Annotated in this window: 10 protein-coding genes; 6 read left to right on the forward strand and 4 right to left on the reverse strand. The window is 67.2% G+C overall.

Annotated features, from left to right (window positions below; translation table 11 throughout):
• On the reverse strand, positions 1 to 3,332 hold a 3,332-nt coding region (locus tag WBV89_RS21310), incomplete at its 3' end, for an ATP-binding protein (RefSeq protein WP_423983339.1).
• Positions 3,333 to 3,468: 136 nt separating this feature from the next.
• On the opposite strand from WBV89_RS21310, the gene WBV89_RS21315 reads away from it, so the two are divergent.
• The 3 genes from WBV89_RS21315 to WBV89_RS21325 all read left to right on the forward strand — a co-directional run bounded on the left by WBV89_RS21315 (position 3,469) and on the right by WBV89_RS21325 (position 7,374).
• Positions 3,469 to 4,233, forward strand: coding sequence for an ABC transporter ATP-binding protein (locus WBV89_RS21315; protein ID WP_423983340.1), 765 nt, complete (start codon positions 3,469 to 3,471; stop codon positions 4,231 to 4,233).
• A 1-nt stretch (position 4,234) separates the two neighbouring features.
• Positions 4,235 to 6,811, forward strand: a complete 2,577-nt coding sequence (locus WBV89_RS21320; protein ID WP_423983341.1) for an ABC transporter permease — start codon at positions 4,235 to 4,237, stop codon at positions 6,809 to 6,811.
• Positions 6,812 to 6,972: 161 nt separating this feature from the next.
• The gene (locus WBV89_RS21325) at positions 6,973 to 7,374 is read left to right on the forward strand and encodes a pyridoxamine 5'-phosphate oxidase family protein (RefSeq protein WP_423983342.1); all 402 of its coding nucleotides are present in this window, start codon (positions 6,973 to 6,975) and stop codon (positions 7,372 to 7,374) included.
• A 51-nt stretch (positions 7,375 to 7,425) separates the two neighbouring features.
• Here WBV89_RS21325 and WBV89_RS21330 read toward each other — a convergent pair whose 3' ends face one another.
• Entirely contained in the window at positions 7,426 to 8,355 is a 930-nt protein-coding gene (locus WBV89_RS21330) for an AurF N-oxygenase family protein (protein ID WP_423983343.1), read from the reverse strand.
• 91 nt (positions 8,356 to 8,446) lie between these two features.
• Between WBV89_RS21330 and WBV89_RS21335 the strand changes: the two genes are divergently transcribed.
• Positions 8,447 to 9,208, forward strand: coding sequence for a MerR family transcriptional regulator (locus tag WBV89_RS21335; RefSeq protein WP_423983344.1), 762 nt, complete (start codon positions 8,447 to 8,449; stop codon positions 9,206 to 9,208).
• A gap of 124 nt (positions 9,209 to 9,332) precedes the next feature.
• Here WBV89_RS21335 and WBV89_RS21340 read toward each other — a convergent pair whose 3' ends face one another.
• Complete coding sequence (locus WBV89_RS21340; RefSeq protein ID WP_423983345.1) at positions 9,333 to 10,223, reverse strand: DNA-formamidopyrimidine glycosylase family protein; 891 nt, start codon at positions 10,221 to 10,223, stop codon at positions 9,333 to 9,335.
• 79 nt (positions 10,224 to 10,302) lie between these two features.
• Here WBV89_RS21340 and nhaA point away from each other — a divergent pair, with 79 nt between their 5' ends.
• A complete protein-coding gene (gene nhaA, locus WBV89_RS21345) occupies positions 10,303 to 11,628 on the forward strand; it encodes a Na+/H+ antiporter NhaA (protein ID WP_423983346.1) in 1,326 nt (441 codons plus the stop codon).
• 36 nt (positions 11,629 to 11,664) lie between these two features.
• On the opposite strand, the gene WBV89_RS21350 is transcribed toward nhaA, so the two are convergent.
• Positions 11,665 to 12,201: a DUF4916 domain-containing protein gene (locus tag WBV89_RS21350; protein ID WP_423983348.1), complete on the reverse strand. Its 537-nt coding sequence runs from the start codon at positions 12,199 to 12,201 to the stop codon at positions 11,665 to 11,667.
• 44 nt (positions 12,202 to 12,245) lie between these two features.
• Between WBV89_RS21350 and WBV89_RS21355 the strand changes: the two genes are divergently transcribed.
• Positions 12,246 to 13,130: a dimethylarginine dimethylaminohydrolase family protein gene (locus WBV89_RS21355; RefSeq protein ID WP_423983347.1), complete on the forward strand. Its 885-nt coding sequence runs from the start codon at positions 12,246 to 12,248 to the stop codon at positions 13,128 to 13,130.
• Positions 13,131 to 13,249: the final 119 nt, after the last annotated feature.

Here is a 13,249-nt window from a genome sequence, read left to right on the forward strand (position 1 = left end):
GAACCGATCTCCGAGCGGGCGGCGGTCGCGAGCGCGATGGCCGCTGCGTCGCCCGCGAGCGACGCTGTCCGATGGGCGGAGTCGAGTCGTTCGATTCCGGCGACCGGGTCGTCGACCATCAGCGCCGCTCCCCCCGCAATGTCGGCGAGCACACGATCGAGATATGTCGAGGTGTCGTCGGCGACCACGAGTTGAGCCGCTGCGAGCGCCTCGTCCCGCATGCCGGCCATCGCCGATGCCAGCGCGGTCACCGATCGGGAGTACGGGCTCGGCTCGCGTACCTCGAGCAACGTCGCGAGCGCTCGATCGGGATCACCGACCTGACACAGCCCGAGCGCGAGCGTGATCCGGGCTTCGGAGCCATCCGCATGCATCGCGAGCATCCGCGACAGAGCGACCTCGCTCAGAGCGACGGCGCGTGCTCCGAGGCCGAGGTGCGCGGCGGTTCCCGCCGCGGCCATCGTCGGGATCGCGAGATCCCCGAACGAGTCGGCCAACGACAGCGCCTCCTCGAGGCTGCGTTCGGCCTCCTGATTCCGACCGAGCGCCACCAGCGCCCGCATCCGCGGAGCGAGCGCCTGCACGATGCCGAAGCGGTCGTTCAACTCACGAAATCCGGCCAGCGCGCGGCGGGAGAGTTCCTCGGCATCGGAGAAGCGGCCTGTCCACAATCGGATCGACGCCATCAGCGAGTCCATCATCGCCGGCGCCCAGAGTTCACCGACCTCGACCGCGTCACGCCGCACGACGGTCGCCAGGCTCTCTGCATCGGAGAAGCGCCGTTCGAAGAACCGGACGTACGCGAGCAGGCCCAGCGCCCAACTCGATCCCGATCGATCGCCGAGCTCGTCGAACAGGCCCGACGATGCGGTCAGCCGCTCCTCGGCGAGTCCGGTGTCGCCCGACAGGAACGCCACCCACGCCTGATGCTGGCGGATCCAAGCGAGTCGCCGACGATCGTCGAATTCGTCGGCCATCGTTTCGGCCTCCGCGAGGATGCGGTCGGCCTCCTCCAGCGAGCCTCCGAACACCTCGACGAATCCACGGTCGCTCAGCGAGGTGACCAGCTCCGGGTCGGGTCCGAGCTCGGTGAGCAGGTCGACGCTCATCGTCAATTGCTCACGGGCTCGGTCGAGGTCTCCCTGCTGCTGACTGATCACGCCGAGCAGTCGCCGGGCGATCGCCTCCTGTCTGGTGTCGCCGTCCTCGACCGCCGATTCGAGCACGTGCTGCGCGTCGATCTCGCCGAGCGCCGACTCTCGACGCTCCACGGCGGCCTTGGCTCGAATCAGCCGGAGGGTGCGCACCGTTCGTGGTTCCGCGGACGTCCCGAGCAGGTCGAGCGCGCGGGTCGACTGGCGGATCGTCTGACTGAACCCACCGACGTCGAGTGAACGGTTCGCGGCCGTGGTGAGAAGTTCGATTGCGCGTTGCTCGATGTCGTCGGGAACTCCGTCGACGGGCCCGACCTCGGCGACGAGTTCGGCGGCTGCTGCGGCATGGTGCGCGATCTGATCGATCGGGCCGACGTCGAAGCTGCTGATCACCTTCGCTGTCCCGGCATGTCGTTGTGCTCGCGAGGACTTCGTGAGTGTCTGATAGGCGACCTCGCGGATGACATCGGAGCGAAATCTCCACCAACCCTCATCGAGGTCGAGGATCCCCGCATCGACCAACCCGTCGATGTCCACGGCATCGAACGGCTGGCCGAGCGCCGACGCGAACCGTTCGAGACCGCTCAGCGCACCGGTCGCTCCGAGCACCGACGCGTTGTCGACGATCTGTCGTTGGCCGGCCGGCAATGCATCGAGGCGGGCCGCGATCAATGCGCGCAACGAGCCCGGAAGCGCCTCGTGACCCGGGTGGTCACGACTCACCTCCGCGAGCTGGGTGAGGAAGAGCGGGTTGCCCCCGCTGCGTTCGAAGAGTTGGTCGACCAGCTCCGCTCGCGCGTCATCGCCGAGCACGAGGTGGACCAGTTCGTCGGACTCCTCGCGGGTCAGCGGGCTCAGCGGGATCCGGATGGTGACCGGGTGATCGTGCGCCGGGGGCCAGTCGATCTCCGCGTTGTCACGGTGAGCCGTGACGACGAGCACGGGTCGATCCGCGAGGGACCGGCTGACCCGGCCCAACAATTCGAGCAGGAGCGGGTCGGCCCACTGCAGGTCGTCGATCCACACGACGATCGGCACCAGCTGCGACCGCCGATGGATCCCCTCGACCACCACCTGCATCATGATCTCGCGTGCCTGACTCGGCGGCACCCGGTCGAGCTCGGACGGATGACCGAACAGGTGCATCGCCCCCTCGATGAACCGCTGGAGCCGGGCATCGGTCTGGTCGAAGCCGTAGAGCTGAAGACCGCTCTCCTCGACCACCTCACGCAGGCGGACCGACGGCACCTCCCGATCCGCGCCGATCAGCTTGAACAACGCCGACGCGATCGGCGCCCAGACGTTCGTCTCGCCGTACGGCGCGCAGACCCCGGCGAAGACCACGACGTCAGGATTCGGGAACTTGGCGAGCGACTCGTTCACCAGGCGTGTCTTGCCGCTACCCGCCTCACCTGATACGGAGACGATCGCGCTCCGTCCCCCGGCGACGAGCCCCATCACCGATGCGAACAGCTCACGCTGGCTGATGCGACCGACGAACGCGCGGTCGTGCGGCGACCGGTTGCGGACGAGTCGCTGACTCCGGCCGGTGACCTGGAAGACCTGCTCGGTCTGCTCTCGACCGCGCACCTCGGCCTCGGCGACGAGCACCCGTTCGATCACGGGCGACAACTGCGCTTCGGTCGCTGCTCCGAGGTAGGTCCCGCCTGGCGGAGCCATCGTCTGGAGGCGCGACGCCACGTTCACCACGTCACCCATCGCGGTGTAGTCGTCGGTTCCCGACTGGCGTCCGACCACGACCTCACCGGTGTTGATCCCGATCCGCAGTTGCAACGGTTGGTCGAGGCCGACCTCGTCGACGACGTACCCCTCGAGCGTTCCGTGCATCTCGATCGACGCCCGGATCGCACGTTCCGGATCGTCCTCATGCGCGACCGGAGCACCGAAGATCGCCAGGATCCCGTCACCGAGCACCTTGTCGACGTGTCCGCCGAAGCGATCGATCTCGATGATCAACCGCTCGAAGGCGTCGTCGACGAGCCGTTTCACCCGCTCGGGATCGAGGTGCTCGGACAGGGCCGAGTATCCGACCAGGTCAGCAAAGACCACCGTGACGACCCGGCGTTCCTCGACCGCGTCCAACCGCACCTCGTGCCCGCAGAACGAACAGAACCGCGCGCCTTCGGCCAGCGGTTGGGAACACGACACGCAGGTCATCAGGCGTCGAGCGTACGGCACGGAAGCCTCCGGCCGAGGAGCGCGCTGTCGAACGGCGCCGATCGCCGACCCCGACCGGATGCCAGATATCGAAACCGGGTATGGCCTCGGGCAGATTTCGGGCAGGCTGTACGCCATGAGTACCGATCTCGCGCCACCCGCACCCTCCACCCCGTCGACGACCGCGGCCGGAGCGATCGACGCCACGAAGGTCTATGGCGTCGGCGATGCGGAGGTCCGCGCCCTCGATGGCGTGACGGTCGGCTTCGAGACCGGCAAGTTCACAGCGATCATGGGCCCGTCCGGCTCCGGCAAGTCGACGCTCCTGCACTGCCTGGCGGGCCTCGACGCACTGTCGTCGGGAGCGACCTACGTCGGCGAGACCTACCTGGCCTCGCTCGACGACAAGGCCCTCACCGAGCTGCGCCGCACCAAGGTCGGATTCGTCTTCCAGGCCTACAACCTGATCCCGACACTCACCGCGGACGAGAACATCCGCCTGCCGATGATGCTCGGGGGCAACGCCGGAGACGAAGCCTGGATCGCCCAGGTCATCACTGCGGTCGGGCTGAAGGACCGCGTTCATCACCGTCCGAGCGAACTCTCCGGAGGGCAGCAACAGCGGGTGGCGGTTGCTCGCGCCCTCGCGTCGCAGCCGGAGATCATCTTCGCCGACGAACCGACCGGCAACCTCGATTCGACGACCGGCGCGGAGATCCTCGACTTCATGCGCAGCGCGGTCCGCGAGTTCGGCCAGACCATCGTGATGGTCACCCACGACCCTGTGGCGGCCTCCTACGCCGACCGCGTCATCTTCGTCGCCGACGGCCGGATCGACGGAGAGCTGACCGACCCGACGTCCGACGAGATCCTCGAGCGGATGAAGCAGTTGGGGAACTGACGTGGCCGGTTCGATCGCGCTCATTGCGCGCAAGAGCATCCGCGCCCGGATCGGCCGCACGATCGCGATCGTGTTCGCCGTGGTCGCCGGTGTGTCGTTCGTCGCCGGGTCGTTCGTGCTCGCCGACAGCCTCACCCGGTCGTTCGACGGTCTGATCGAGGATCTCGTCCAGGACGTCGACCTCCAGGTCCGCGGCGTCAACGCGTTCGAGGACGACAGCTTCGGGAGCGACAACAGTCCTCCTCCGGTTCCGATCGAGGTCGCCGACGAACTCGAGGGCATCGACGGCATCGCAGTGATCGAACCCGACCTCACGGCGCGCGCCCAGATCCTCGACGACGACGGCGAGCCGATCACCACGACCGGGGGCATGTTCGGGACGCAGTACGAGGACGACACGTTGGCCGGCGTCGAGCTCAAGGACGGTCGAGCCTCGATCGGGCCCGACGAACTCGTGATCGACGCCGCGACCGCCTCTCGGGAGGGTTTCGAGGTGGGCGACTCGCTCAGCTACTCGACCGATACCGGGATCTACACCGGTGAGCTGGTCGGCACGGTCGGAACGCCCGACAGCGACAGCTTCCTCGGAGCATCGATCATCGCACTCGATCTCGACTCGGCGCTCGAGCACTTCGGTGCCAACGGTCTGGTGGACCAGATCAACGTCGGTCTGACCGAAGGCGCTGATGTCGCAACCGTCGAGGCCTCGATCGCGTCGGCGATCGGGGACGACTACGAGATCGTCGACCGCGAGACGCTGATCGAGGAGTTCCAGGATCAGATCGGGCCGCTGATCGGGGTGTTCGGGACCGGACTCCTGATCTTCGCGTTCATCACCGCGTTCGTCGCCGCCTTCATCATCAACAACGTGTTCCAGATCACGATCGGTCAGCGGCTGCGGGAGCTGGCGCTGCTCCGCGCCATCGGCGCGTCGGGCAAGCAGGTGCGCCGGATGATCACACTCGAGGCCCTCGGTGTCGGTGTCGTCGGAACCATCCTCGGCGTCCTCGCCGGGCTCGGCGTCGCCCAACTGATCGTCGTGGCATTCAACGCCGCCGGAGCCGGATTCCCGTCGTCGTCGCCGGTCCTGCTGCCGCGGACCGTTCTGGTGTCGGCGATCGTGGGGATCGGCGTGACGATGCTCTCGGTCATCGTGCCCGCCCGCCGCGCCGCCAAGATCCCGCCCGTCGCGGCGATGCGCCCCGAACTCGGGTTCGCGGCCATCAGGTCGCGCCGACTCGTCGTCGGCACGGTGACGGCAATCGTCGGGCTCGCGATGTTGCTCGTCGGGTTGTTCGTGTCGCCCGGCGGAACGATCGGACTCGTCGTGCTCGGCGGCGGTGGAACGCTGCTGCTCTTCCTCGGCGTGGCGAGTGTGTCGGCCACGGTGGCCACACCGGTCACCCGCATCATCGGGTGGCCGATCGCCAAGCTGTTCAAGACGCCGGGCAAGCTCGCCCGCGACAACGTCGCACGCGCGCCACGCCGGACGTCGTCGAGCGCAGCCGCGCTGATGATCGGCGTCGCCCTCGTGAGCGCCGCCGCGGTGTTCGCCTCGTCGCTGCGCGAATCGATCACGGCGGCGTTCGACCGATCGGTGTCGGCCGACTACATCGTCCAATCAGCGGGAGGCCAGGGCGGGCCCGGATCCGGTGGGTTCCCGCCGATCGTCGTCGACACGCTCGCCCAACTGCCCGAGATCGAGACGGCCACGCCGTTCCGTGTGGTGACCGCACAGGTCGACGACGACACGAAGGTCCTGACGGCGGTCGACCCCGTGGCGGCGTCGCAACTCGTCGACTTCGACGACATCGAGGGCAATTTCGCCGACCTCGCGGTCGACTCGCTCGCTGTCCACGACGAGGCAGCCGACTCGGCCGGGTTGGAGTTCGGTGACACGGCGACGGTGACGTTCCAGAACGGAGAGACCCGCGACCTGACGGTCGACATGATCTTCGCCGACAACTCGTTCGGGCTGAACTGGTTCATTGATCTCGACCTGCTCGACGATGTCAGCGGTGACGAGACGCAGAGCGACGTCTTCGCGCTGGCAGCCCTGAAGGACGGGGTCGACCCCGAGGTCGGCGATGCGGCCGTGCAAGCTGCGTTCGAACAGTTTCCGCAGGCCACGGTCCAGTCGAACGCCGAGTTCCTGCAGGAGCAGGAGGACCAGATCAACCAGCTGCTGTTCATCATCGCGATCCTGCTGTTGTTCGCCATCGTCATCGCCGTCATCGGCATCTCGATCACGCTGGCACTCGGGGTGTACGAACGGACCCGCGAGATCGGGTTGCTGCGGGCGGTCGGGATGAGCAGACGCCAGACCCGCAAGTCGGTGCGTTGGGAGGCCGTGATCGTGTCCGTGTTCGGGGCGTTGATCGGCGTGGTCCTCGGCACGTTCCTCGGCGTCGTGCTCTGCCTGGCGGTGCCCGACAACATCATCAGCGACCTCGCGTTCAGCCCCGGGATCATCGTGATGATCCTGATCGGCGCGGTGATCGCCGGGCTGCTCGCCGCGTTGTACCCGTCGTTCAAGGCGAGCAACATGAACGTCCTCGACGCCATCGCCACCGAGTAGGTCCCCTCCCCTCCACTCCGCTCCGCTCCGGTGAGATGTGAGTCCACCCCTCGGTCCCCACTCTCACCGGAACGCACGTCCATCCCGCTTCGGTGAGACGTGAGACGGAGGGGTGGCCCAGACTCTCACCGAAAGCTTCGAGCGGCGGATAGGACTGGGGGATGGCACTCGATCTGGACCGACTGGACGACGATGTGATGACGTTCCTGCGTGAGCGTCATCTGGCGACGCTCACCACGCTGCGACCCGACGGATCGCCGCACGTCGTCGCGGTCGGGTTCAGCTACGACGCGGCGGCGCGGGTTGCGCGCGTGATCACGTGGGACACGTCACAGAAGGCCGTCAACGCGGGACGGATGGAGGCCGCCGGACAACGGGCCGCCGTGTGCCAGGTCGATGGTGGGCGGTGGCTCACGCTCGAAGGCCGTGTCCGGCTGGTGACCGGGCGCGACGCCGTTCAGGCCGGTGTGGACGGGTATGCCGAGCGCTTTCAGCAACCGAAGGAGCGCGACGATCGGGCCGTGGTCGAGATCGACGTCGACCGCGTTCTCGGCCGCGGCTGACGTTCGCTGCGTCGGCGGCGACCTCGGCCACCGACGCTCGCCCTCCGCTCGTCACATCGCGACGAGGCCGAGGTCGGACCAACGATCGTCGGTCTCCTCGATGATGCCGACGTCGGCGAGGAACGTCGTCAGCTTCCCCAGCCCGGAGACGATGTTGGCTCGGTAGCGGGGGTTTGCGGCGGCAACATCTGCGCCACCCACGATGCCGAGGTGTTCGAAGACACCGGGGTTGAGGCTGATCGACACGACCTCGGCCACGAGAATCGGTGCTGCGTCACGGACGATCGCGTGGTCGGCGGTGTCCAACTTCGGCCAGACCTCGGACAGGTACGACTTCGCGAAGCTGACATGGCGCGCCTCCTCGAGCACGTGGAGTCGAGCGATCTGGCGCGACACGGTGTGGAGGCGGTCGTCGCGCATCGTCGCCCGGTTGACGTGATCGAGCAGTTCCTCGATCGCCAGGATCAGGAGGTACGACAACACCCGCCCGCTGCTGGTCTCGTCGAGCATGACGGGGCGATGGGGCGCGTACGACGGGGTTCCGGCACGGCGGACGAACTCACCGAACATCGCGGAGTGGCGGCACTCGTCGGCCACTTCGATCAGCAGATAGCGGTGGATCGGATCGGTGACATCGATCTCGGTCAGGTGGCGCAACACGACTTGCATCAACGCGTTCTCGAACCAGATTCCGGCGGAGTACGTCGCCGCCGCCTCGTGACGGCTGTACGTGATCCGCTCCGTCTCGGTCATCGCGTCCCACTCGGGGGTGCCGTACAGAGCGAGCAACTCGGGCGGCAGGTGGAAGGCGGAATCGTCGATCGGGACATCCCAGGTGATGTCTCGGAACGGATCGTGGGACTGACGATCGGATGCGGCGATGAGTTGCTCGGCACGAAGTGTCGTGCGCGGCGTCGGAACCGGTGCGGCGACCGATGGTTCGGATGGTGCGGCCTGTGGGGTGGCGAGCGTGGTTGTCATACGACCCATCCTGACGTTGACAGTGTTCACTGTCAACGTGATGTGACAGTGATTACTGTCACTGTCGCCACCGGTGTGGTTCAATGTGCCCGTGCCCGATGACGACACCGCCGACCCGAGCGCGACCTACACGCTGGCGGAGCTCGCCGTCGCGAGCGGGGTCAGTGAGCGGACGGTTCGCTACTACCAGTCCGAGAGGCTGCTCCCCCGGCCCGGCAAGAAGGGCCGAGAAGCGGTGTACACCGACGAACACCTCGACCGGTTGACGGTGGTCGGTGAGCTACGCGATCGCGGGCTGACGTTGCAGACGATCCGTGAGCTCGTCGCGTCCGACTCCCCGACGACCACGGTCTCGGAATGGCTCGGTGTCGATGCCACGCTCACGGCTCCGTGGTCCGACGATCGGCCCGGAACCCTGACCCACGATCAACTCGCTGAACAGATCCGCCGCTTCGGAGGCGATCGTCCAGGGGTCATCGGTGAACTGCAGGCGGCGGGCTACCTGCACCAGCAGCCCGACGGAACCTGGCTGGCGCCCAGCCCGACGTTGCTCCAACACGCGCTTCGACTTCGCCAGGCCGGAATCGACGTCGACATCACCGCTCGGGTACGCGACCTGCTCCGCCGCCGACTCTCGACCGCTGTCGACGACACGGTCGAGCTGCTGGTGGAGCGCACCGGCACCGGTTTTGCCGGCGGAGCATCTGCGGACGAACTCGAGACCGCCATCGGCGCGCTCCGGCCCGTTGCGCGTGAGATGTCGAGCATCATCCTCGCCCAAGAAGTCGAACGGGCACTGGCCGACCTCCTGCGCTCCGGCCCCACCAAACTCGCCGGCTCCCGCCGCCGTTGACAGCGGCGAGCGGCCGACCACGACGTCGGCGGCTCGGTTCGGGGTGTTCGACCCGAATTCCGGGCGGGTCCTGACGGCCGGTGTCACGATGTCCCGGACATTGTGCGGGAGCGGAGGACGCGGGTCAGACGACGTCGCGATTCCAGGGAAGATCGCGCAGGAATCGTTGCGCGGCCGGATGCGGATCCATCACCGGCGTGTCATCGGGATCGTTCGCCACACGCGGATCGTGGTGGTTCTGACAACCGGGGCACCAGTACAGGATCCGGTTGTGGACGCCCATCCGGCGCATGTCGACGCTTCCGCTGCATCGAGCACACCGCTGCCCGTTGCGGCCGTACACGGCGAGCCCGCCACGGACGTCGTTGGCGGTGACGCGACGGGGGTGGTGGAGGTTGGCGCGCAACTGCGACGCCGCCGTGTTCACGATCCGCACCGCATCGGCCTCGGACAGATCGCCGACCCGAGCGAACGGGCTGATCCCGGTCGCCCAGAGAACCTCGCATCGATACACGTTGCCCACGCCGCACATCACCCGTTGATCGAGCAGGACCTCGGCGATGCGCGCCTCGCTGTCGGGAAACGACAGCAACAGGTTGACGACGAGGCTGAGGTCGGCATCGGGTTTGCACAGATCGGGGCCGAGCCGGCCCATGCCGGGATGGCGGCGCTTGTCCGGGCGACGATAGGTCTCGACCAGCGGGGCGTTGAAACACACCGCGACCCAGTCGGCGTTCTCGATCGCCGCACGCATCTGCTCGTAGGGACGGCGCCACTGTTCGCCCTGACGGTAGAGGTGCCACGAACCCGACATCCGCATGTGGGTGTGCAGGATCATCCCGTTGTCCCACTCGATCTCGAGATGCTTGCCGTGTGACTCGACCTTCTCGATCGTGCGTCCGGCCTGCGGCACCGGACCGATCAAGCGGGGGGCGTCGAAGCGGATCATCGCCTTGCCACCGAGCGCCGTACGAAGGGCGCTCGCGGTGCGGTGAATGGTGTCCCCCTCTGGCATCTCGGTGCCAAGACTACGCGATCGCGCGGCACGGCTGTGGGACTGTCTGCGGTCGTGCGTTCCATGATTGACTGACGCCGTGATCGACGACCTCCGTCGCAATTTCGCCGCATCCGATCGACTCATTCCACGTGTCGTCCTCCAACCCGCGGCGCGCTTCGCGGCGGTCGAGACGGCCGGAGGAATCGTCATGTTGGTCGCTGCGGTCGCCGCGCTCGTCTGGGCGAACTCTCCGTTCTCCGACAGCTACGAACAGCTCTTCTCGACGGTCATCGGATTCGACATCGGTGACGTCGTGGAACTCGATCTCACGTTCCACGAGTGGATCAACAACGCGCTGATGTCGCTGTTTTTCCTGGTGGTCGGACTCGAGATCAAGCGCCAACTCGTCCACGGTGAACTCCGCGACCGTCGGGCCGCTGCGTTGCCGGCACTCGCGGCGCTCGGCGGAATGATCGTCCCGGCCGGGATCTATCTGCTGGTGAACGCCGGGGGCGCCGTCGACGGTTTCGGGATTCCCGTCGCGACCGACATCGCATTCGCCGTCGGGGTCGTCACGCTCGTCGGATCGCGGATCCCGCTCGGCGTGCGGATCTTCATCCTCACCCTCGCCGTCGTCGACGACATCGGGGGCATCCTCGTCATCGCCGTGTTCTACGCCGAGGGGGTGAAGTTCACCTGGCTCGCGGCGGCGGTCGGCTGCGTGGTGGCCGCACGCGTTCTGAGCCGGATCGAGGTGAGGTCGCTGGTGCCGTACATCGTCTGTGGCGTCGTGTGCTGGTACGCGCTGCTCGAAGCTGGCGTCGAGGCAGCGATCGTCGGAGTGGTCTTCGGTCTGCTCACCCCCGCCCATCCGTTCCACGATCCGAGTCGCTTCGTCGAAGGCGTCCGCGATCATGCCGCCCACTTCATGGCCGACGACGAGAACGACATTCCGACGGCGCTGAGCCACTACATCAAGGAGACGTACTCGCCACTGGATCGGATCGAGCACTCGCTCACCCGAATCGTCGCATTCGGTATCGTGCCGCTCTTCGCGCTCGCGAACGCCGGCGTGCGCATCTCGACCGAGGGGCTCGACCTCGCCGTGTTCGGCGGCGTGTCGCTCGGACTGGTCGTCGGCAAACTGGTCGGAGTCGTCGCCTTCACGTGGATCGCGGTGCGCTTCGGAGTCGGGCGCCTTCCGGCGGGAACGACGTGGGGGCACATCGTCGGCGTCGGAGCCACGGCCGGGATCGGCTTCACCGTCGCCTTGTTCGTGGCGAGCCTGTCGTTCGACGACCCCGACCTCCTGCGGTCGGCCAAACTCGCCATCCTCGCGGCGTCAGCGACCGCTGGCGTGCTCGGGTACGCACTGTTGCGATGGGCAGCGGCGCGGTCTGCGGCTTACTCGGCCGAACGCTGAACCGACTCTCCGGCCGGGATCACCGGGCCGGTTCGCTCAGGGCAGCTTGCCGACGTGCGCGAGCGCGAGGCGGATCAATCGGTCGTGTCCGCTCGTCATCGATTCGCGCACTTCACGGCCCACCGCTTCCTCCGGTGTGAACCAGGTGAGGTCGAGCGCCTCTTGCGTCGGCTCGCACTCGCCCTCGACCGGAACCACGTATGCGAGCGACACGGCGTGGTGACGCGGATCGTAGAAGCCCGAGCGTTCCGGGTCGGGGAAGTACTCGACGACGGTGAACGGTGTGGGGTTGGCCGGGACCCGCGGGAACGCGAGTGGACCGAGGTCCTTCTCGCAGTGGCGCATCAACGCCTCACGCACACGCTCGTTGAACATCACCCGGCCGGTCACGACCATCCGGCTGATCGTCCCATCGGCCGCCACCCGCAGGAGCATCCCGACCTCGGTCACGTTCCCGAGTGAGTCGACGCGCACCGGAACGGCATCGACGTACACGATCGGGACGTTGGCTCGCACCAACTCCAGGTCGTCGTCGGACAACCAACCGGTCGAGGTCTGTGTAGCGGCATCGATCTCTGTCACGGTGCACGATGATCCCACGTCGGGAGGGTTCGCGCATGCATACGCTGCTCGCGATGGATGTGTTCGTCGACTCCGAAACCGCTCCCCTCCGCTCGGTCATCGTCGGCTATCCCGACAACTTCCTGCAGGTCGATCCCGAGATCATCAACGAGACCCAGCGCAAGTTCTACGACGGACCCGACGCGCCGACCGCTGCAGCGGTGACCGAGCAGCTCAACGGGTTCATCGCCGAACTCGTCCGACGCGGGATCGAGGTCGACCAACCCCATCCGCTGCCGTACATCCCCGACCAGATGATGACCCGCGACATCGGTGTCGTCATCGGCGACACGTTCGTCGTGACGACCATGGCCGCACGGAGCCGCCGCCACGAGTGGCGCGGGTACGCCCACCTGTTCGAGCGATTCCCCGAGCACGTGAAGGTGCTGTTCGGGCCCGAGGACCTCGTGCTCGAAGGCGGCGACGTGATCGTCGACCGCGGCAAGGTGTTCGTCGGCATCGGCCAGCGGACGACCCTGGCCGGTGCGGCGTGGCTGATGCAGCTGGTGCCCGACTTCGAGATCGTGCCGATCAACCTGCGCGGGCTGCGTCACGGTGAGGACGTGCTGCATCTCGACTGCTCGTTCCTCCCGGTGGGGGACGGCTACGCGCTGATCTACCCGGACGGGATGCACGACGTCCCGGCCGCCGTGCGCGACACCTACGAGTTGATCGAGGTGACCCGCGAGGAGCAGCAGGTGCTGGGCACGAACGTGCTGTCGATCGATCCCTCGACCGTCATCTCGCAGCCGACGTCGACGCGGATCAACGCGGAGATGCGGGATCGCGGGATCGAGGTGGTCGAGCTGCCGTACTCGGAGCCGCCGAAGACCGGTGGCAGTTTCCGCTGCTGCACGTTGCCGCTCCATCGGGCGCACTGATGTCCGCCGCCGACGCCACCCGCTGGAACGCGCGGTATGCCGACCGTTCCGTCGCCGATCCGTCGCCGCCCGACGTGCTCTCGACCAGCGGCTTGTTCGACGTCATCCCGACCAACGGC

Origin of the sequence: Ilumatobacter sp. (genome assembly GCF_049588435.1) — a bacterium.
Taxonomy (GTDB): domain Bacteria; phylum Actinomycetota; class Acidimicrobiia; order Acidimicrobiales; family Ilumatobacteraceae; genus Ilumatobacter_A.